General features: G+C 70.0%; 14 protein-coding genes. 8 read left to right on the forward strand and 6 right to left on the reverse strand.

What is annotated here, in order from left to right; translation table 11 throughout:
• Positions 1-254 precede the first annotated feature (254 nt).
• Positions 255-449 carry a type II toxin-antitoxin system HicB family antitoxin gene (locus LAO51_03100; GenBank protein ID MBZ5637726.1) on the forward strand — a complete coding sequence of 65 codons (195 nt, stop codon included), beginning with the start codon at positions 255-257 and terminating at the stop codon, positions 447-449.
• The gene (locus LAO51_03105; GenBank protein MBZ5637727.1) at positions 433-681 is read left to right on the forward strand and encodes a type II toxin-antitoxin system HicA family toxin; all 249 of its coding nucleotides are present in this window, start codon (positions 433-435) and stop codon (positions 679-681) included. The genes LAO51_03100 and LAO51_03105 overlap by 17 nt, the downstream gene beginning before the upstream one ends.
• A 68-nt stretch (positions 682-749) precedes the next feature.
• On the opposite strand, the gene LAO51_03110 is transcribed toward LAO51_03105, so the two are convergent.
• The 3 genes from LAO51_03110 to glk form a co-directional block, all read right to left on the reverse strand.
• Positions 750-1,796: an OmpA family protein gene (locus tag LAO51_03110; GenBank protein ID MBZ5637728.1), complete on the reverse strand. Its 1,047-nt coding sequence runs from the start codon at positions 1,794-1,796 to the stop codon at positions 750-752.
• A 454-nt stretch (positions 1,797-2,250) separates the two neighbouring features.
• Positions 2,251-4,251, reverse strand: coding sequence for a transketolase (tkt, locus tag LAO51_03115; protein MBZ5637729.1), 2,001 nt, complete (start codon positions 4,249-4,251; stop codon positions 2,251-2,253).
• Positions 4,252-4,255: 4 nt separating this feature from the next.
• A complete protein-coding gene (gene glk, locus LAO51_03120) occupies positions 4,256-5,272 on the reverse strand; it encodes a glucokinase (protein ID MBZ5637730.1) in 1,017 nt (338 codons plus the stop codon).
• Positions 5,273-5,438: 166 nt separating this feature from the next.
• Here glk and LAO51_03125 point away from each other — a divergent pair, with 166 nt between their 5' ends.
• Together LAO51_03125 and LAO51_03130 are read left to right on the forward strand one after the other, a co-directional pair.
• On the forward strand, positions 5,439-6,224 hold the full coding sequence (locus LAO51_03125; GenBank protein ID MBZ5637731.1) for an energy transducer TonB: 786 nt from the start codon (positions 5,439-5,441) through the stop codon (positions 6,222-6,224).
• A gap of 84 nt (positions 6,225-6,308) precedes the next feature.
• Positions 6,309-7,973 carry a transporter gene (locus tag LAO51_03130; GenBank protein ID MBZ5637732.1) on the forward strand — a complete coding sequence of 555 codons (1,665 nt, stop codon included), beginning with the start codon at positions 6,309-6,311 and terminating at the stop codon, positions 7,971-7,973.
• Between the two features lie 16 nt (positions 7,974-7,989).
• Here LAO51_03130 and LAO51_03135 read toward each other — a convergent pair whose 3' ends face one another.
• Positions 7,990-8,616, reverse strand: a complete 627-nt coding sequence (locus LAO51_03135) for an endonuclease III (GenBank protein MBZ5637733.1) — start codon at positions 8,614-8,616, stop codon at positions 7,990-7,992.
• Positions 8,617-8,645: 29 nt separating this feature from the next.
• A complete protein-coding gene (locus LAO51_03140) occupies positions 8,646-11,048 on the reverse strand; it encodes an ATP-binding protein (GenBank protein MBZ5637734.1) in 2,403 nt (800 codons plus the stop codon).
• 108 nt (positions 11,049-11,156) lie between these two features.
• Between LAO51_03140 and mgtA the strand changes: the two genes are divergently transcribed.
• From mgtA to LAO51_03160, 4 genes are all read left to right on the forward strand, one after another.
• Complete coding sequence (gene mgtA / locus LAO51_03145) at positions 11,157-13,697, forward strand: magnesium-translocating P-type ATPase (protein MBZ5637735.1); 2,541 nt, start codon at positions 11,157-11,159, stop codon at positions 13,695-13,697.
• Positions 13,698-13,733: 36 nt separating this feature from the next.
• Positions 13,734-15,293, forward strand: coding sequence for a hypothetical protein (locus LAO51_03150; GenBank protein ID MBZ5637736.1), 1,560 nt, complete (start codon positions 13,734-13,736; stop codon positions 15,291-15,293).
• Positions 15,294-15,419: 126 nt separating this feature from the next.
• The gene (locus tag LAO51_03155; GenBank protein MBZ5637737.1) at positions 15,420-15,752 is read left to right on the forward strand and encodes a hypothetical protein; all 333 of its coding nucleotides are present in this window, start codon (positions 15,420-15,422) and stop codon (positions 15,750-15,752) included.
• Between the two features lie 89 nt (positions 15,753-15,841).
• A complete protein-coding gene (locus tag LAO51_03160; GenBank protein ID MBZ5637738.1) occupies positions 15,842-17,611 on the forward strand; it encodes a tetratricopeptide repeat protein in 1,770 nt (589 codons plus the stop codon).
• 34 nt (positions 17,612-17,645) lie between these two features.
• Here the strand turns inward: LAO51_03160 and LAO51_03165 are convergent, their stop codons facing one another.
• Entirely contained in the window at positions 17,646-19,358 is a 1,713-nt protein-coding gene (locus LAO51_03165) for a tetratricopeptide repeat protein (GenBank protein MBZ5637739.1), read from the reverse strand.
• Positions 19,359-19,384 lie beyond the last annotated feature (26 nt).

Genomic DNA, 19,384 nt, shown 5'->3' on the forward strand with positions numbered 1-19,384 from the left:
AAGGAGGGGTGAGGACCCACGTTGCGAGCCGATGCTGCGTCAACGCGCCGGCGCATCACGCCGATCGGCCCCCCTACTTTCGCCGGGTGCAGCGCGGCGTCTATTCCCTCGAGCCCCCGTACCGGCGGGAGCCTGGTCGCAAGCCGTCGGCGAAGGCCGCGTCGCACGTCGCGGAGCCGTCCCCGGCATACGGTGCCTCCGCGGGTGTCTCGCTCAGCGACACGATCCACGCTGTCGTACGCCGGGACAGGCGAATGTACACCGCCGAATGTCTCGAGGTCGCGGTGGTCACCCAGGGCAGGACTCTGGACGAGGTGGTGGCCAACCTCGAGGAGGCGATCGGCCTTCACCTCGAGGGCGAGGACCTTCGGGCGTGGGGCCTGTCTCCCTCTCCGCGAGTGACGATCACCTACCCGCTGCCTCGTCCTGCCGATGCCCCCGCGGATTAGGTCGCTCACCGCCCGCCAGGTCCTCGGCGCGCTGCGATCGTTCGGCTTCGAGGTCGCATCGGTGCGTGGCAGCCACGCCAAGCTCCGCCGGAGCACTCCGGCCGGCGAGACTCAGGTTCTGACGGTGCCGCTCCACAGGGTCCTGTCCCGTGGAACCGTGCACGCGATCTTCCGGCAAGCGTGCCGGTTCGTCCCGGAGGACGAACTCCGGACGCACTTCTTCACGGAGTGAACGGGGACCAAGGTGGGCCCCGGGGTGCTTCCCCCGGGGCCCTTCCCTCGATTCCTAGCGTGCGACGATCAGTTGGTCCTCGTCAGCTCGACGCGGCGGTTCTTCGCGCGGCCAGCGTCGGTCTTGTTGTCCGCGATCGGCCGGGTCTTGCCGAAGCCCTTGGCCGCGAGCCGGGACGCGGCAACGCCCTTCGAGACCAGGAAGTCGCGGACGGCCTCTGCGCGCGCTTGCGACAGCTTCAGGTTGTACGCGTCGCCCCCGCGGCCGTCGGTGTGCCCGTCCACCTCGACGTTCACTTCCTTCCAGTCCACGAGGGACGCGGCGACCTTGTCGAGCACCGCTTCGGACGCCGCGGTCAGCTTCGCGCTGTTGTACTCGAAGTTGACCCCCTCGAGCACCAGGCTCCGCTTGCCTTCCTCGAAGATCGGCTGGGTGGTGTGGGTCGGCGGCGGCGGAAGCGGACAGCCGCTCGCGTCGACCTGCACGCCTCTCGGGGTATCGGGGCACTTGTCGACGTTGTCCGGCACGCCGTCGCCGTCGCTGTCGAGAGGGCAGCCGGTCCGGTCGACCTTCACGCTTCTCGGCGTGTCGGGGCACTTGTCGAGGTAGTCCGGAACGCCGTCGCCGTCGCTGTCGAGAGGGCACCCGGTACGGTCGACCCTCGCCCCCTTCGGGGTGCTCGGGCACTTGTCGAGGTAGTCCGGCACGCCGTCGCCGTCGCTGTCGAGAGGGCACCCGGCCGAATCCACCTGGACTCCCTTCGGCGTGTCGGGGCACTTGTCCAGCCCGTCGAACACGCCGTCGCCGTCGCTGTCCAGCGGGCACCCTCTCGCGTCCACGACGGCGCCCCTCGGGGTATTCGGGCACTTGTCCTTGCGGTCGATGACCCCGTCGCCGTCGGTGTCCTTGGGCGCCCCGCCGAAGCCCCACGACCATCCGACCAGGGCGTCGTAGATCGTCAGGGAGCTGCCGCCGAACCCGGCGTCGGTGACGCTGCGATCCGCCCGGATCTCCCAGCGGAAGTTCCCCCGGTCGCCCGCCGCATGGCGCTGCCCGAAGCCCGCCGAGATGATCCCGCGGCTCACGCCGTCCTCGTGGTTGGGGTGAACCCCCATCCATCCGGCACCGGCCGTGAATGACCAGCGCCAGTCGTCACGCCACGCGGTGAGCCACTCGGCCCCGAGCCGGGCCGTGGCGATGCCGGTGTGCGGCTTGGTTGCTCCTCCCCCGAACCCGGTCCACGCCATGTCGACGAAGCTCCCGACATGCTCGGTGAACAGGCGGGAGTATCGGATCACGCCCACCGGCCCCAACTCCGGGCTGGCCTGCGGGTCCGTCAGGTGCTTGTCCGCACGCGAGACGCCCACCATGACCGCGATGTCGTTCGGATAGTCCTCCGCCGCACGGGCCGGCATCGGCGCCGCCGTCGCCAGCAGCGCCACCGAACACGCAAGGAAAACGAGCGCCCCCTTCGACGAAAACATTCCGTCCTCCTTTCCTCCACTCATGAGTTGTGTCTCCCGTTGCAGTGCATCATGCACGAAAAGCCGGCGTTCGAGCATCCCCGTCTCACCTCAGCCAGTCGAGCACCCGAGCCGCGACGCTTTCCGCGGTGAACCCGAACTTCTCCGCCAGGATCGGGTAGGGTGCCGAGGCGCCGTACCGGTCGATCCCCAGGGTCAGGCCGTCCGGTCCCGCCAGCACCCTCCACGGGTCCGTGCGGCCGGCTTCGACGGTCGCGACCGGCACGTCCTTCGGGAAGAGCCGAGCGCGGAAGGCCGGATCCTGCTCCAGGAACAGATCGAGACAGGGAACCGAGACCACGTCGACTCTCTTCCCCTCCTTGGACAGAAGCTCGCGCGCGCCGACCGCGAGGTGGAGCTCGGAGCCGGTCGCCGCGATCACTGCGTCCGGGCGGTCGCTGCGGCCGACGAGGTACGCCCCCCTCCTGGGGTCTGCGAGGTCTCCCGCGGCATCGCGCACGATCGGCGGGAGCTTCTGGCGGCTCAGCAGGAGCGCGGTCGGCCCTTCGGTCCGCTCCAGCGCCATCCCCCACGCCAGTGCCGTCTCGTAGCCGTCCGCGGGCCGGATCAGCCGCAGGTTCGGGATCAGCCGCAGCGCGGCGGCGTGCTCGATCGGCTGGTGAGTGGGACCATCCTCCCCGACGAAGATCGAGTCGTGCGTGAACACGTACACGACCGGCAGCCTGGCCAATGCGGCGATACGGATCGACGGGCGCATGTAATCCGAGAACACCAGGAACGTCGAGCCGTACGGCCGGAACCTCCCGTCATAGGCGATCCCGTTGAGGATCGCGCCCATGCCGTGCTCACGGATCCCGAAGTGGAGGTTCCTTCCGCCGTACTCGCCGGGCGCCACCGACTTGGCGCCCTTGATGATCGTCAGTGTGGACGGAGCGAGATCGCCCGATCCCCCGACCAGGGCGGGCATGAGATCCGCCGCTCTCTGGAGCACCGCGGAGGAGTGCTCGCGGGTCGCCGCGGCTCCCGCCGGCGCCGTCTCGAGCAGCTTGGCGGTGAGATCGGGGGGAACGCGGCGGCCGGCGAGCGCGTCCCACAGCGCGGCCCCTTCGGGATGGCTCGAGCGCCACTCGGCGAACCGCGCCTCCCACGCGGTGCGCAGCGCGGCCCCCTCGGCGGCGCGCGCCTTCCAGAAGGAGCGAACCGATTCCGGCACGAGGAACGGCGGCGAGACGGGCCAGCGCGCCTTCTCCTTCGCGCCGGCCGCCTCGTCGGGGCCGAGGGGCGACCCATGGGACGACGCGGAGTCCTGCTTCGTGGGGGCGCCATGCGCGATGTGGGTCCTGCAGACGATCAGGGAGGGGCGCGCGTCCTCCGCGAGTGCGCCATCGAGAGCCAGCGCTATCGCCTCGTGGTCGTGGCCGTCCACGCGCACCACGTGCCAGCCGTACGCCTCGTAGCGGCGGCCGACGTCCTCGGAGAACGCGAGGTCGGTCTTGCCCTCGATCGTGATCCGGTTGTCGTCGTAGAGGACCACGAGATGGGAGAGCATGAGGTGGCCCGCGAGCGACGAGGCCTCCCCAGAGATTCCCTCCATCATGTCCCCGTCGCTCGCGAGGACGAAGACTCGATGGTTCACCGGCTTGAAGTCGTCGGCGTTGAACCGCGCCGCGAGCATCCGCGCCGCCAGCGCCATCCCCACCGCGTTCCCGATCCCCTGACCGAGGGGACCGGTCGTCGCCTCGACCCCGACGGTGTGGCCGAACTCGGGGTGCCCCGGCGTGCGGCTTCCCCATTGCCGGAAGGCCTGGATCTCGGTCATCGGAAGGTCGTAGCCGGCGAGGTGGAGGAGCCCGTAGAGCAACATGCACCCGTGCCCCGCGGACAGCACGAAGCGGTCGCGGTCCTGCCAGTCGGGGGCCGTGGGGTCGTACCTGAGGAAGCGGCCCCAGAGCACGAAGGCCACATCCGCGGCCCCCATCGGCATTCCAGGATGCCCCGATTTCGCCTTCTCGACGGCGTCCACCGCCAGGAACTTGAGCGTGTCCACGGCGTCGCGGGCGAGCTCGGGATCAGGAGCGGCGTGCATCACGTCACCTCGGGCGTCCCATCGAGGACGCCAGGAGCGATCCCGGGACTCCCTGGGCGGCGCGCACGGCCGCACCCAGGAGACCCGTGCGCGGCTCCAGGATCACGCGCACCGGGATCCGCTCGAGGAAGTGGGATAGCCTTCCCTTGGACCGGAAGGAACGAAGGAAGGCCCCCGATCGTAGCCTCGGAAGGATCTTGGGGGCGATCCCCCCTCCGACCCAGACGCCCCCGACCGCCCCGGCGACGAGGGCCAGGTCGCCGGCGGCCGAGCCGTAGAGCGATACGAGCCAATCGAGGGCGCGCTCGGCGGTCGCGTCCTCGCCTCGAAGGCCGGCCGCCGCGATCGCGGCGCTCGGATCGCCGGCCGCCAGCGCGGCGGCGATGACGGGCGAGGCCGCCCCGCGGCCGGACTCCAGGAGAAAGTCGCAGATCCCCCTGAGGCCGGGACCGGAGACGAGCCGGTCCAGGCTGAGGCGGCCATGGCGCCGCAGGAAGTATCGCAGCAGCTCGATCTCTTCCTCGTCCCTCGGCGCGAAACCCACGTGGCCCCCCTCGCTCGCCGCCGGCCAGTGGCGACGCCCATCCCAGAACAGGATCGCGGTGCCGAGGCCGGTCCCGGCCGCGAGGAGCGCTGCGTTCCCTGGACGCGGACGCAACCCAGTCGTGAGGCCGAGGGTTCCTCCCTTCGGCAAGGCGGAGATACCCCAGGCGGTCGCCTCGAGATCGTTGAGGAGGTGGACCTTTTTCAGGCGGAGCAGCCGGGCGACCTTCCGCGCATCCACGGACCAGCTCAGGTTCACCACTTCGGTCCGTTCCCCGATCACGGGACCCGCGACGCCGATCGCGCAGGCGGTCACCCGCTCGCTGCCCTCGGCCAGGAACGCCTCGACGATCGCCTCGAGGGACGGGTTGGTGGCGCTGGGAAACGTCCCTTGGCGGGACGCGACGAGCCGGCGCCCCCGGCGGGAGAAAAGTCCGAGGATCGTCTTGGTTCCGCCGACGTCGCCAGCGAGGATCACGGCGCCATTATAGAGGGTCTTTGCAGCGATTTGCGGCTGTCGCCGCATCCCGCCGGGCCTGCCCGGCGCCGCTGCGTCCACACAGCGCGTACGGTCTCAATCCCTTGGAACTTCCTGGCTTGAGTCCTATCCAACTACCAGGAGGTCCGACGAAAGGAGGGCCCGCATGTTCGACACGATGCTCGAGACCCGGAGAAGCGGTGCCCGCGCGCGGGCGGTCTGGCCCTACCCCGTGGCAGCTTCGATGCATTTCCTGGTGGTCGGAGGGATCGTAGCGACGTCGCTCCTGATGCTCCAGAAGGTCCCCGACATCGACAGCCCCTTCTGGAACCAGCAGATCGGCGTGATCATCGGGCCCCGCTCCGATCCGCCGCTCGGGGAGGGAGGTCCCGGAGGCAGGGCGCCGTTGGTCGTCCCCCGGCGGCAAGCTCCCGTGCCCCACGACATCGTTCAGCCCCGGGAGGCGCCACCCCAGGCGCCATCGCCGGACCGGCCGGAGGAGACGATGGACGAGGCCGTGCCGGGTCTCGACCTGCACGGCATCGGCGGCGCCGGCGTCGGCGGACCCGGCTGGCCGTGGGGCGTCCCGAACGGCCGGGGCGACGGTCTGGGCTCCGGAGGAAAGGGCGTCGGCGAGCGCGTCGAGCCGGCTCCGCCGTCGGGGCCGCTCGACGTCACGCCCGACATGGTGGCACCGGTGCTCCTCCGCAAGGTGCAGCCCGATTACCCCGCGGCGGCGCGGGCGGCCCGGCTTCCGGGGTTCGTGCTGCTGCAGGCCGTGATCGGCGAGGACGGGAACGTCGAGGACGTGGCGGTGCTCAGGGCCTCGAGCCCGCTCTTCACCGACGCGGCGAAAGACGCGGTCCGGCAGTGGAAGTACCGGGCGGCGCTCCAGAACGGGAGGCCGGTCCGCGTGTACTTCAGCGTCCGTGTCGAATTCCAGCTGAAGTGACGGGCGGCCCCCGACCTGGCAGGGCGCGGGAGCGGTGCGGTATCCTCACCGGCCCGCCGTCGGCGCTGCCGGCGGCGATACGCCATGGTTCGATTCTACGACCTCCTCGCGACGCAGCCGGTGGTGCTCCTGTTCACCGTCGTCGGGCTCGGCTACTTCCTCGGCAACCTCAAGATCGGCGGGTTCAGGCTCGGGATCGCCGCAGTCCTCTTCGTCGGCCTCGGGTTCGGAGCCGCAGACCCGCGGTTCGCGATCCCGGAGGTGATCTACGTCCTCGGTCTGATCGTGTTCGTCTACACCGTCGGCCTCCAGTCCGGGCCGATATTCTTCAACCTCTTCCGGCGCCAGTGGCTGAAGATCACCTCCCTGGCCCTGGTCTCGACGGTGATCGCCGCCGCCTTGACCGTCGCCGCCGCCCGGGCGCTTCACGTGCCGGCGCCGGTCGCTTCCGGCCTGTTCTGCGGCAGCCTCACCAACACCCCGGCGCTCGCCGCCGCGGTCGAGGCGCTGAGGAGCAGCCTCGCCGGCGCACCCCTCGACGAGACGTCGAGGCGGCTGGCCCTGGACGGGCCGACCGTCGGGTACAGCATCGCCTACCCCCTCGGGGTCGCCGGGCTCATCATCGTCATGCAGCTCTCGACACGCTTCGCGAGGATCGACCTCAAGTCGGAGCGGAAGAGGGCGGTGCGCTCCAGCGGGATGGGCTCGGAGGAGCTCCTGAGCCGCGAGGTGCGGGTGACGAACCCGCAGATCGTGGGTAAGACCTACGGCGAATCGCTGGCGACGGAAGTCACCGGGATGGTGTTCACCCGCCTGAAGCGCGGCTCGAGCGTCGACCTGGTGGTCCCGGAACGCGTCCTGAACCTCGGGGACGTCCTCGTGGGCGTGGGATCACCGGAGGCGGTGCGCAAGGCGGAGCTCCTGATCGGCCCGCTGGTTCAGGAGCAGGTCGAACGACTGTCCCCGGGCATCGAGTACCGGGACCTCCTGGTGCTCGACCGGAAGGTCGCGGGAACGGCCGCGGCGAGGCTCTCCGACGCCGTCGGCCACCCGGTGATCGTCAGCCGGATCCGCCGCGGTGGGGTCCAGATCACGCCGCACCCCGAGACCGTTCTCGAGTTCGGCGACCAGGTCCGGATCGTGACCGACAAGGATTTCCTGGACCGGGCGACCGAGGTCGTCGGCAACCCGATGACGGACTACTCCGAGGCGGACTTCCTCTCGTTCAGCTTCGGCATGATTCTCGGTGTCCTCCTCGGCACCGTCCCGATCCCTCTTCCCGGCGGCCAGAGGGTCACGCTGGGCTTCGCCGGGGGACCGCTCGTGGTCGCGCTCATCCTGGGGCGGCTCGGGCGGACCGGGCCGATCGTCTGGACCATGCCGCCCAACGCGAACCTCACCATGCGCCAGCTGGGGATCCTGTTCTTCCTGGCCGGCGTCGGGACCCGGGCCGGCGGGAGCTTCGTGCACACGTTCCAGAGCCAGGGGCTCGTGCTCCTCCTCGTCGGCGCGTCGGTGACGCTGGTCTCGTCGCTGCTGATCGTGTTCCTCGCCTACCGGGTCTTCGGTTACGACATGATCTCGACGTTCGGGATGCTCTCGGGGATCCACACCCAGCCCGCCGCGCTGGCCTTCGCCAACGCGCACACGGGGTCCGACCACCCCAACGTCTCGTACGCCGCGGTCTACCCGGTCGCGTTGATCGCGAAGATCGTCCTGGCGCAGGTACTGGTCCTGATGGCGTTCTAGCGGCCCGGCAATACCGCTACCGATGCCGGGCGACGCCGACCCTCGGGCAGTCGAGGGAGACCGGGCACTCGGAGCAGAGCGGCGAGACCGGCTTGCAGACCCGCTGCCCGTGCCGGACCAGGATCTCGTTGATCGGGATCCAGTGCCGCCGGGGCAGCACCTCGCGCAGCGCCTCCTCGGTTTCGACGGGGTGCCTCGTCTCGACCCACCCCAGCCGGTTCGAGATCCGGTGGACGTGGGTGTCGACGCAGATCCCGGGCTTGCCGAACCCGAGGGTCACCACGAGGTTCGCGGTCTTCCGTCCGACCCCGGGCAGCTCGAGCAGCTCTTCGATCGTGTCGGGAACGCGGCCGCCGTGCCGCTCGAGCAGCCTCCGGCTGATCCCCCGGATCTGGACGGCCTTCCTGCGGTAGAAGCCGACCGGATAGATCCGCCTCGCGATGGTCCGGGCGGGGAGCGCGAGCATGGCCGCCGGGCCCTTCGCGCGGGCGAAGAGCCGCTCCGTCGCGGGGTACGTGACCTCGTCCTTCGTGCGCAGCGAGAGGACGCACCCGATCAGGATCCGGAACGGATCCGGGCCGTTCGCGTCCTTGAAACGCGTGGTCTCGTACCGGCGCGCGAGCTTCCGCACGACCCAGTTCATCGCGGCGCGATCGGCCGGGGAGCGCGAGGTCAGGGCAGCCACAACAGCAGAACCTGCTCGACGATGAGGTCGGACTTCCTGGGACGGACGGCGACCTTCTCGACGGCCGCTCGGTCGCCTCCCGCCGCGAGGGCCGCCACCTCCCCGTCGAACTCGGACTGGAGATCCAAGAGGCGCTGCCGGAGCGCCTCGACGCTCTCGCTCGCCCGCGCGACGTCCTGCCTCTCGCTCGCGACGCGGCCGGCGCCTCGGGCGGCGGTGGTCGCGCGACCGAGGGTTCCGGCGCTCAGGACCTTTCTGCCGAACAGGGCACCCAGCACGGTGGCGCCCACCGAGATCGCCGTCGCGACGGTCTGCTGCTGGACCTGCGCCCGCTCCCGCCTGACCCGCTCCTCGGACCGCCGGATCCGCTCCTCAAGCGCCGCGAGCCGCGGCGAGTAGGTCTTCCTCAGCCGATCGACGTCGCCGTCCCTCCGCGCGCGGTCCGCCTCCGCGACGCGGACGCGGAAGTCCCCCTCGCTCTCGCCGGGACTCGACACGAGCGTGAGCGCCGGACAGCGCAGGAGTTCCACCGAGCGACCGCGGTAGAGCGACTCGGCGAGCTTCTTGCTCCAGGCGGCGTAGCTCCTGGGCTTCGCCGCCTCGGCAGGGATCGACGCGAACGAAGCGCCCGAGGGCGGCTCCTCGAGCACGTCGAGAGATCGTCGGGCCGAAGCCTCCGCGCCCTCCCACGGGTCGGGCGGGACCTCGCCCCCGAGACGCGCCACCACCGCCACGTCCTCCCAGAGGTCGATCCCGGCCTTCGCGTCCACGTAGTGCACCTTGGCCGTGCCGAGGAGGCCCGGTCGGTAGACGACCGGCTCCCCACGCGGCGCGAGGAACCTCTCCGGCACGTCGTGGAGAAGCAGCGGGCGCTCGCTGCCGGAGAGCGCCGCGGCCGCGGGCGCGAGCGAGCGGGACACCTCGGAGACGGCGGTACCGCCGGTGACCGCCGCCGCAGTGACGGGTGCGGCGCTGTCCTTCCGGGGCGCCATCAGCGTCTGGATCTGCGCCCTCGACAGCGGTCCGGCGAGGTACGAGAGCGTGAATCGGCTCTCGAACAGCACCGGCGCGTCCTCGTGAACGTCGCTCATCAGGAATACGCGGTTGCCGAGGCCCGAGAGCATCCGGTCGATCCGTGCGCGGTCGAATCCCCTCCCCGACGCCGCGGACGCTCCTTCGAGCCCGTCGAGCACTCGCAATTTGTCCCGCTCGGTCTGGAGCCGACCCAGGAACCACGTCCCGGCGTTCCCGAGCCCCTTGTAGTCCAAATCGACCGGGTTCTGTGTGGCGAGCACCACCCCGAGGCCGTACGCGCGGGCCTGCTTCAAGAGCGTGAGCATCGGGGTCTTGCTCGGAGGGTTCGCCGTCGGAGGAAAGTACCCGAACACCTCGTCCATGTAGAGGATCGCGCGCAGCGACGTGGTTCCCGGGCGGGACCGCATCCACGCGATCACCTCGCCGAGGAGCAGCGTGACGAAGAACATCCGCTCCGTATCCGAGAGGTGGGCGATGGAGAGGACCGCGAGGCGAGGCTTCCCGCCGGGAGTGTAAAGCAGCCGTCCGACGTCGAGCGGCTCCCCTTCCATCCACGACGCGAACCGCGGGGACGCCAGAAGGTTGTTGAACGCCATCGCGAGCGCCTGGCGCTCCTTCGCAGGGAAGAACGACTCGAGATCCACGACGCCCACGCGCTCGAGCGGCGGCGACTGGATCTGCCGCACCAGGTCGCCGATCCCGAGGTCCTTTCCCTCCCGCCAGGCACGGTCGAGGACGTTCGAGACCAGGATGTGCTCGCGGCTCCTGATCGGGTCCGCCTCGACGCCGACCAGCGAGAGGAGCCCGGACACCGTCGCCGTGATCCGCTCGCTCGCCGCGTCCTCGTCGAGCGCCGCGGGAGGCGGCGGGGGGCCGAGCGAGCGGAGCACCGAGAGCGGGATCCCCGCCGAGGAGCCGGGCGTGTAGATCGCCGCGTCGACGGCATCGCGGAAGCGCGCGATGCGCGCGGGGGCCTGGCCCCAGTCCGCGAGCCCCTTCCGCCATCTCTCGGCGGTGCTCGACGCGAGATCTCCGGGGGAGATCCCCTGCCGCGACGCTTCCTCCGCGTCGATCCATGGCAGGAAGTCGGCGGGGGCGAGGCCGGGGAACGTCAGGAGGAGGTTGCCGAGGTCCCCCTTCGGATCGATGGCGATGGCTGGGATTCCGTCGATCGCCGCCTCCTCGAGCAGCGCCAGGCCGAGCCCGGTCTTTCCGCTCCCGGTCATGCCGACGCAGACCGCGTGCGTCAGGAGATCGCGCGAGTCGTAGAGGAGCAAATCGTCCTTGCGCCGCCCCGCGGCGGGGTCGTAGACGCGGCCGAGATAGAAGACGCCGAGCTTCTCGTAATCCTGCATGGCGCGCTCCGTTCGCGAGGGCCGACATTCTAACCCCGCACCTGAGGTCCGGCCCCGGCTCGCGCGTAGCTTGAACTCCCTCGGGCACCGGGGCGAGAATGAGCTTGGATGGAGCCGCAACTTCCACCTTTCTGGAGCGTACCCGCCGCGGAGGTCCTGAGACGGTTCGAGACCGCCCCAGGCGGCCTCTCCGCGGCCGAGGCCGCCGACCGCGCGAAGCGCTGCGCGGGCCGCCGCTTATCGCCCAAGAAGCGCACGGACGCCTTGACGCTCCTCCTATCGCAGTTCTCGAGCCCCATCGTGCTCATGCTCCTCGGCGCCACCGTGATCTCGGTCTTCCTGCGCGATAACACCGACGCCGCGATCATCCTCGTCATCGTGGCGGCCAGCGGCCTGTTGGGGTTCTGGCAGGAGCGGGGGGCGGCGGGAGCCGTGGAGAAGCTCCTCTCGCTCGTCGAAGTCAAGACCCGCGTGCTGCGGGATGGCGCGCCGCACGACGTTCCCCTGACCGACGTCGTGCCCGGCGACGTCGTGCTCCTCTCGGCCGGCGCCACGGCCCCGGGCGACTGCCTGCTCCTCGAGGCGCGAGACCTCTTCGCGGACGAGGCCACCCTCACCGGCGAGACGTTCCCGGTCGAGAAGTCCGTCTCGGTCCTGGACGCCGGTACGCCGCTCGCCAAGCGGACGAACGCCGTCTTCATGGGCACCCACATGGTTTCCGGCACGGCCACGGCGGTGGTGGTGGCGACCGGAAGGGATACGGAGTTCGGCGCCGTCTCGGAACGCCTCAAGCTGCGCGCTCCCGAGACCGACTTCGAGCGCGGGGTGCGGCGCTTCGGCTATCTGCTCCTGGAGGTGACCCTGCTGCTGGTGATCGGCATCTTCGCCTTCAACGTCTACCTCCACCGCCCCGTTCTCGATTCCTTCCTGTTCTCGATGGCGCTGGCCGTGGGCCTGACCCCGCAGCTCCTTCCGGCGATCGTCAGCATCAACCTCGCTCACGGCGCGCGCCGCATGGCCGAGCAGAAGGTCATCGTCAAGCGCCTGGCTTCGATCGAGAACTTCGGTAGCATGAACGTGCTGTGCACGGATAAGACCGGCACCATCACTGAGGGGGCCGTCACGCTCCAGTCCGCCAACGACCTGGACGGACAGGCGAGCGATCGGGCGCTGCTCTACGCCTACCTGAACGCCTCCTTCGAGACGGGCTTCCCGAGCCCCATCGATGCCGCGATCCGCAATCACGGCAGCATCGACATCTCGGGCTGGAAGAAGCTGGACGAAGTCCCCTACGACTTCCTCCGCAAGCGCCTCTCCATCCTCGCGGCCGGCCCCGAAGGCCACCTGATGATCACCAAGGGGGCCCTGGCCCAGATACTGGAGGTGTGCACCACCGCCGAGACCGCGGCGGGAGCCCCGATACCGCTGGAGAGCGTGCGGGAACAGATCGAGGCGCAGTACGTCCGGTACAGCGGCGATGGCCAGCGCACCCTCGGCATCGCCTGCAGGCGGCCAGGCACTGAAGCCAGGATCGGCAAGGAGAGCGAAGCCGGCATGAGCTTCGTCGGCTTCATCCTGTTCTCCGACCCACCCAAGCCCGGCATCGAGGCGACCGTCGGCCGGCTGCGCGAGCTCGGCGTCGATCTCAAGGTCATCACGGGGGACAACGCACTCGTGGCCGCCACCGTGGCGCGCGCGATCGGGCTCGGTGGCGCCCGGGTGCTTTCGGGACATGGGCTGAGGCGGATGAGTGACGGGGCGCTCCTCGCCCGGGTCGGCCAGGTGGACGTCTTCGCCGAGGTGGAGCCCAACCAGAAGGAGCGCATCATCCTGGCCTTGCGCAAGGCGGGCAACGTGGTCGGCTACATCGGCGACGGGATCAACGACGCCTCGGCGCTGCACGCCGCGGACGTGGGCCTGTCGGTCGAAAGCGCCGTGGACGTCGCCAAGGAGGTCGCCGACATCGTGCTGCTGGAAAAGGACCTGAACGTGCTGATCGCGGGCGTACGGGAGGGGCGGACCACCTTCGCCAACACGCTGAAGTACGTGTTGATGGCCACGAGCGCCAACTTCGGCAACATGTTCAGCATGGCCGGCGCCTCGCTGCTGCTGCCTTTCCTCCCGCTCCTGCCCAAGCAGATCCTGCTCACCAACCTGCTCACCGACATGCCGGAGATGACCATCGCCAGCGATCGCGTCGACGCCGAGATGCTGGCCAGGCCCCGCCGTTGGGACATCGGCTTCATCCGCTCCTTCATGCTGACCTTCGGCGTGCTGAGCTCGGTCTTCGACTACCTGACCTTCGGCGCGCTCCTGTATTTTCTCCGCGCCGGCACCGATCAGTTCCGCACCGGCTGGTTCGTCGAGTCGGTGCTCTCCGCATCCCTCATCGTCTTGGTGGTCCGCAGCCGCCGCCCCTTCTTTCGCAGCCGACCGGGGAGGCGCCTGCTGCTGGCGACCCTGGGCGTGGCGGCGGTCACGCTGGTGCTGCCTTTCCTCCCCTTCGCGCCCGCCCTGGGGTTGACGCGGCTGCCCGCGTCCTTCCTGGCTCTGCTCGCTCTCATCGTCGCGATGTACATCGTCTCCGGGGAGCTCGCGAAGCGCTTCTTCTACCGCCATTTCGAACCGGCGCCTGCCGGCCGCCCGTGACGAGGTTTCTCGAGAGCCGGCTCATCGAAGGTCGACATGTGGGTCGTCGGCGCCGTATGCGCGCTCGCTGCCATGGGCGCGGGCACGGAGGAGGTGGCGCTCGGAACGCCGATCGTGGCAGTGCGCGTCGAGCGCCACGATGTCTACGATCTCGACGACCCGGCCACGTCCAGGTGGCCCTACCGCTGGGTCGACGCCTTGCACATCCTGACCCGCGAGAACTTCATTCGCTCCTTGCTGGTCGTCCACGTCGGCGACCCTCTCGATCCGACGCGCCTCGCCGAGAGCGAGCTGATCCTGAGAAGCACGGGCTTCCTCAACCCGGTGCACATCTCGGCGCACCCGGTCCCCGGTGGAGCCGAAGTGTTGGTGGAGACCCACGACCAGTGGACGACCGGCGTCGGCATCGACGTCGGCATCTCCGGGAACGGCGGGCATTCCAGCGCGAGCATCTCGGAGGACAACCTCTTCGGCCTGGGCAAGAGCATCCTTCTCGAGTTCGGCTCCGACCCCGAGCGCACGACCACGACCTTCCGTTACAGGGACCTCACCTTCCTGAGCACCCGCTGGCAGCTCGAGCTCGAGCACAAGAAGTCCTCCGACGGGTCCACGGACTTCTTTCAACTCCAGTATCCGTTCTTCGCCATTCTGACGCCGCGGGCCGGCGGCGCCGCGTGGCGGCGCGAGGGGCTGCAGGAGTACCTCTGGTCGGGCGGCGAGCGGCGTGTGGTGGGCCAGGTCGACACCCGCAGCTTCGACGTGTGGGGTGGGCTGCGGCTGCCGGGCGACGGCATCCTCACGGACCGCCTCACCCTCGGAGTGTTCGGCGAGAGAGCCCTCTTCCACGACTGGCAACGCCTCGACGGCTCCCCGTATCCCCAGCCGCAAGACCGCGACCTCCGGGGCATCGAGGTGGGCTGGGAGCACCAGATCTTCAACTGGAGAGTGGTGCAGGGGTTCCGAGCGTGGCTGCGGCAGGAGGACCTGCCGCTGGGGCCCAACTGGCAGGTGACGGCCGGCCCTTCGCTTCCGGCGTTCGGCGCTGACCGGGCCCGCTTGCGCTATCGAGGCTCGCTCACCGTGGGACAGATGACGGGTCGGACGTATTCCTGGCTGGTGGGCAGCCTCTCGGGTCGGCTGGAGCGGGGCGCCTTCGCCAACGGCGTCACCCACCTCGAGCTGGGGGGCGCGCTCACCGGAACAGCGGGCTGGCGGATGCGTTTGGCGGCCGATATCGGCCACAAGCTCGATGGCGAGCAGCAGCTCACGCTGGGGGCCGATTCCGGCCTTCGCGGCTACGACCCCAGGACCTTCGACGGCACGTCGAGGATGGTGACCAATCTGGAGTGGCGTCGCCGCATCACCGGCGAGCTCCTCCACGTGGCGGCCCTGGGGTTCACGGTATTCGCCGACGGCGGCAGGACGTGGAAGCCACGGATCGGGCCGCCCACCGACGGGTGGCGTGGCAACGTGGGCTGCGGGCTTCTCGCGGAGGTCACCCGCGCCTCCGTGGTGCGCATCCTCCGCTTGGAGGTTGCGCTCCCGGATCGCGGCAAGGGCCCGGTGTTCCAGATCACCACCGAATCGCTGTTCTGAGTTCCGCCTCACCCACACGCTCGAGGGAGCCGGTCCACTCCGAGCTTCCTACCGCCAGGATCGAGCGGCTTGTCATCTCCCGGGCCACGGGTCGAGAATGAGACCGTGGAACTCGTGAGGCCCGGAATGACGCGAAAAGGCAGATTCCATCGGCGGCTCGCCGCGGCCACCCTGACCTGCTCGATCGTCGTCCTGCTCCCCGCATCCCGGGGGGCGGACCCGTCGCCCGACCGCGAGCTGATCGAGCTGGATCGCGAGACCGCTCTCGCCGCCGGCGGCGCCGACGGCTCGCTGGGCGTCACCGTCGGCGAAGCCGAGATCCGTGACAAGGACCCGTCCGGAAAGGAGGTCGTCGATTACACCTCGTATCTGACGGGGTGGCGCCGGATGGCGGACGGCACGCTCCGCTTCTTCGTGGACGCCGGAGGGCTCCGCCGCGTCCCGCCTCCCGCGAAATGAGGCTCGGCGGACGGACGAGAACCTTCGCGGATCCCGTCGCCCGGCGGCGCCCATCCGCCGCCGCCCGCGCTGCGATCTCGGCCGCGCTCGTGGCCGTCACGCTCGCCGCGTTTGAGGGAGTGCTCTCGAGCGGTTTCATCAACTACGACGACAACCTCTACGTCACGGATAACGTGCACGTCCGGGAGGGACTCGACGGACGCTCCGTCGCCTGGGCCCTCACCGCCACCGACTGCGCCAACTGGCACCCGCTCACCTGGCTCTCCCACCTGCTCGACGTGCGGCTCTTCGGTCTCGACGCCGGAAAGCACCACCGGACCAGCCTGCTGCTCCACGCGGCGAACGCCGCCTTGCTCTTCCTGCTCCTCTCCCGCATGACGGGCGCGCTCTGGCGGCCCGCATTCGCCGCCTGCCTCTTCGCCATTCACCCGCTGCACGTGGAATCGGTCGCCTGGATCGCGGAGAGGAAGGACGTCCTGAGCACGCTGTTCTGGCTCCTGACGCTCGCCGCCTGGCTCTCGTACCTGGAGTCGAGGACCGTCGTCCGGCAGGTCCTCGTGCTCGGGCTCTACGCTTTCGCGCTGATGGCGAAGCCGATGCCGGTGACGCTGCCGTTCACGCTGCTGCTGCTCGACGTCTGGCCGCTCTGCCGGATGACGCTTCCGGTCCGGTGGTCGTCCGGCCCGCTCGCCGGCCTGTTGCGGGAGAAGGCGCCCCTGTTCGCCTTGTCGGCGGCGTCCTGCGTCGTGACCTTCGTCGCCCAACGCGGCGGCGGAGCCGTGAAGACCCTCCTGGACTTTACCTTCGTCGAGCGTCTCGCGAACGGGGTGGTGGCCTACGCCTCCTACCTCGGGAAAGCGGTTTGGCCGGCGACGCTGGCGATCCTCTACCCCTACCGGCACCTCGGGCTCCTCACGTGGGAGGTGGCGGGGTCGGCGCTCCTTCTCGCGGGCGTCACGGCGATGGCGCTCCGGTTGGCGTCGCGCGCCCCCTACCTCGCCGTCGGTTGGCTCTGGTACCTCGGCACGCTGGTCCCCGTCATCGGGCTGGTCCAGGTCGGAGGACAGGCGATGGCGGATCGCTACACCTATGTGCCGTTCGTCGGCCTCTTCGTCGCGATCGCATGGGGTCTCGGCGAGCTCGCGAGGGGGAGCCGTCTCTCCCGGGGTGCCGCCGCCTGCGCGGCCTTGGCCGCCGTCCTGCCGCTGGGCCTGGTGACGCGGACCCAGGTCGGGTACTGGGCGGACGCCGTGGCGCTCTACGAGCACGCCCTGGCGGTCACCTCGGACAATTGGCTGGTGCACAACAATCTGGGCCTCGTCCTGTTCAAGAGGGGCAGGACCATGGAAGCCATCGCCCACTACGAGGAAGCGTTGCGGATCTGGCCGGATTACGCCGAGGCCCACTTCAATCTGGGGATCGCGTTGGGAAAGGAAGGGCGTCGCCTCGAGGCGATCGAGGAGTACGAGCAGGCGCTGCGGAAGCGCCCGGACCTCGCGGACGCACACTACAACCTGGGCAACGAGCTGCTCGACGCCGGCCGGCCGGCCGAGGCGATCCGGCACTACGGCGACGCGCTACGCCTCAAGCCGGACGACGGCGAAGCCCGCAACAACCTGGGGAACGCCCTGGCCCGTCTCGGGAGGCTCGAGGAGGCCGTCGAGCAGTATCGCGAGGCGCTCCGGCTGAGCCCGGGACTCGCCAAGGCCCACGTGAATCTGGGCCTCGCCTTTCTCCGGCTGGGGCGGATCCCTGAGGCGATCGGACGGTTCCAAGAGGCGCTGCGGATCCAGCCGGACTTCGAAGAGGCTCGCGCCGATCTCCGTCTGGCCCAGGAGCGCGCCCGCCAGCGCCCGTGATCTCACGCGGGGCGACGCCGGCGCGCCGCGCGATCTAGCCCGACCCCGGATGGCGGCCGCTCGCCTGTTCCAGCGCCCGGATGAACGCGGGAGGCGGCTCGCGACCGAGCCGCCGCGACGCCTCGACGTCCGACCACGCGCGATCGTAATCGCCGAGCTTCCAGAGCGACACCGCTCGGTTTCCGCGCGCCGCCCCGTAGCTCGGGTCGAGGGCGATGGCCCGGTCGAAGTCCGCGACCGCGGACGCATGGTCCCCGAGGTGCGCTCGGATGATCCCCCGGTTGTTGTAAGTCTCGGCTTTCGGCTGGATCGCGACGGCCCGGTCGAGGTCCAGGAGGGCCTCGCGATCGCGCCCTTCGCGACCGAGGAGATTGCCGCGGTTGTTGTGCGCGGCGGCATCGTACGGATCGAGTTCGATGGCCCGACCGTATTCTCCGATCGCCTGACCCTCGCGGCCGTCCGCCGCGAGGGCGAATCCCAGTTTGTAGTGGGCGCGGGCGCTCCGCGGCTGCTTTCGGACCTCGTCCCGCCAGAGCGTCGCCGAATCGTGCCAGGCGAGCGTTCGAGCCCACGTGGCACCGGCCAGCGCCACCGCGATCAGCAGCGACAGCGCGGCGAGCGCGCGAGTTCCGCTCCTTCCCACCCTAACCCGGGCCGCCTGGAGCAAATCGGGAACTCCCCACGCGACGATGACGAAGATCCCCACGAGGGGGACGTACGTGTAGCGGTCCGCCATCCCCTGCTCGCCGACTTGCACGAGGCCCAGGACGGGCACCAGCGTCCCCAGATACCAGAACCATCCGACGGAAAGATACGGGGCGCGGCGCCTCAGCCGAATCGCGGCGGCGGTGATCGCGATCAAGAGCAGCGCGGCGCCGGCGACCTTCCACGCCGGGAGCGCCGATCGCGGGTGAGGGTAGAGGACCGCGAGGCCGAAGGGAGCGAAGGCTTTCACGAGATAGGCGACGTACGCGACCGTGGCGTTCGCCAGGCGCTCGGGGAACGAGATGAGCTCCTGGGGAACGATCGCCCGGCCGGCGTGCTGGGCCGCGAGGGTGATCAATGAAGAGGCGAGGGCCAGGCCGGCCAACGGCAGCCTCTCCAGGAGGACCCGCGCCGGACGAACGTCCCGCTCGAGCGGCCAGCGGTCCAGGAGCAGCAGCGTGAAGGGGAGGGTCACCAGCATCGGCTTGGCGGCCAGCCCGGCGGCGAACCAGAGGAGGACCACGGCGTACCGGGCCACCCCGGGCGCGTCGACGTAGCGCGCGTAGGCCCAGGTGGCGAGGAGCCAGAACAAGGTGCTCAACACGTCCTTGCGCTCCGCCACCCAGGCCACCGACTCCACGTGCAGCGGATGCAGCCCGAAGAGCAGTGAGACCGCGGCGCTGCGGAGCCTGCACCCGGTCATGCGCTCCAGGAGGAGGAACAGCAGCAGCGTGTTCGCGAGGTGGAGCAGAAGGCTCACCGCGTGATGCCCCGCCGGCCGCGGCCCGAAGAGCTGCCAGTCGAGCATGTGCGACATCCAGGTGACCGGATGCCAGTTTGCGGCGTCGAACGAGGTCAACGACCAGCGGAGGCTGTCCGCGGTGAGGCCGCTCTGCACGTGGGGATTCGCGGTGACGTACTGGTCGTCGTCGTAGTCCACGAAGCCGCTCAGGAGCACGGGAAGGTACGCGACGAGCACCGCCACGGCGAGGACGACGACCACGAGCACGCGAGAGGTCCCGCGTCGCGGCGACGGAGCCACGACGGCCTTCGATGCCCGGGGCGCCA

This window comes from Terriglobia bacterium, from assembly GCA_020073205.1.
Lineage (GTDB): Bacteria > Acidobacteriota > Polarisedimenticolia > Polarisedimenticolales > JAIQFR01 > JAIQFR01.

Bases quoted from the DNA above. Each gene is read 5' to 3' on its own strand.
- LAO51_03100 (MBZ5637726.1), top strand. From the start codon at position 255: ATGTACACCGCCGAATGTCTCGAGGTCGCGGTGGTCACCCAGGGCAGG.
- LAO51_03105 (MBZ5637727.1), top strand. From the start codon at position 433: ATGCCCCCGCGGATTAGGTCGCTCACCGCCCGCCAGGTCCTCGGCGCG.
- LAO51_03110 (MBZ5637728.1), bottom strand. From the start codon at position 1,796: ATGGGGGTTCACCCCAACCACGAGGACGGCGTGAGCCGCGGGATCATC.
- tkt (MBZ5637729.1), bottom strand. From the start codon at position 4,251: ATGCACGCCGCTCCTGATCCCGAGCTCGCCCGCGACGCCGTGGACACG.
- LAO51_03125 (MBZ5637731.1), top strand. From the start codon at position 5,439: ATGTTCGACACGATGCTCGAGACCCGGAGAAGCGGTGCCCGCGCGCGG.
- LAO51_03130 (MBZ5637732.1), top strand. From the start codon at position 6,309: ATGGTTCGATTCTACGACCTCCTCGCGACGCAGCCGGTGGTGCTCCTG.
- LAO51_03135 (MBZ5637733.1), bottom strand. From the start codon at position 8,616: ATGAACTGGGTCGTGCGGAAGCTCGCGCGCCGGTACGAGACCACGCGT.
- LAO51_03140 (MBZ5637734.1), bottom strand. From the start codon at position 11,048: ATGCAGGATTACGAGAAGCTCGGCGTCTTCTATCTCGGCCGCGTCTAC.
- mgtA (MBZ5637735.1), top strand. From the start codon at position 11,157: ATGGAGCCGCAACTTCCACCTTTCTGGAGCGTACCCGCCGCGGAGGTC.
- LAO51_03150 (MBZ5637736.1), top strand. From the start codon at position 13,734: ATGTGGGTCGTCGGCGCCGTATGCGCGCTCGCTGCCATGGGCGCGGGC.
- LAO51_03155 (MBZ5637737.1), top strand. From the start codon at position 15,420: ATGACGCGAAAAGGCAGATTCCATCGGCGGCTCGCCGCGGCCACCCTG.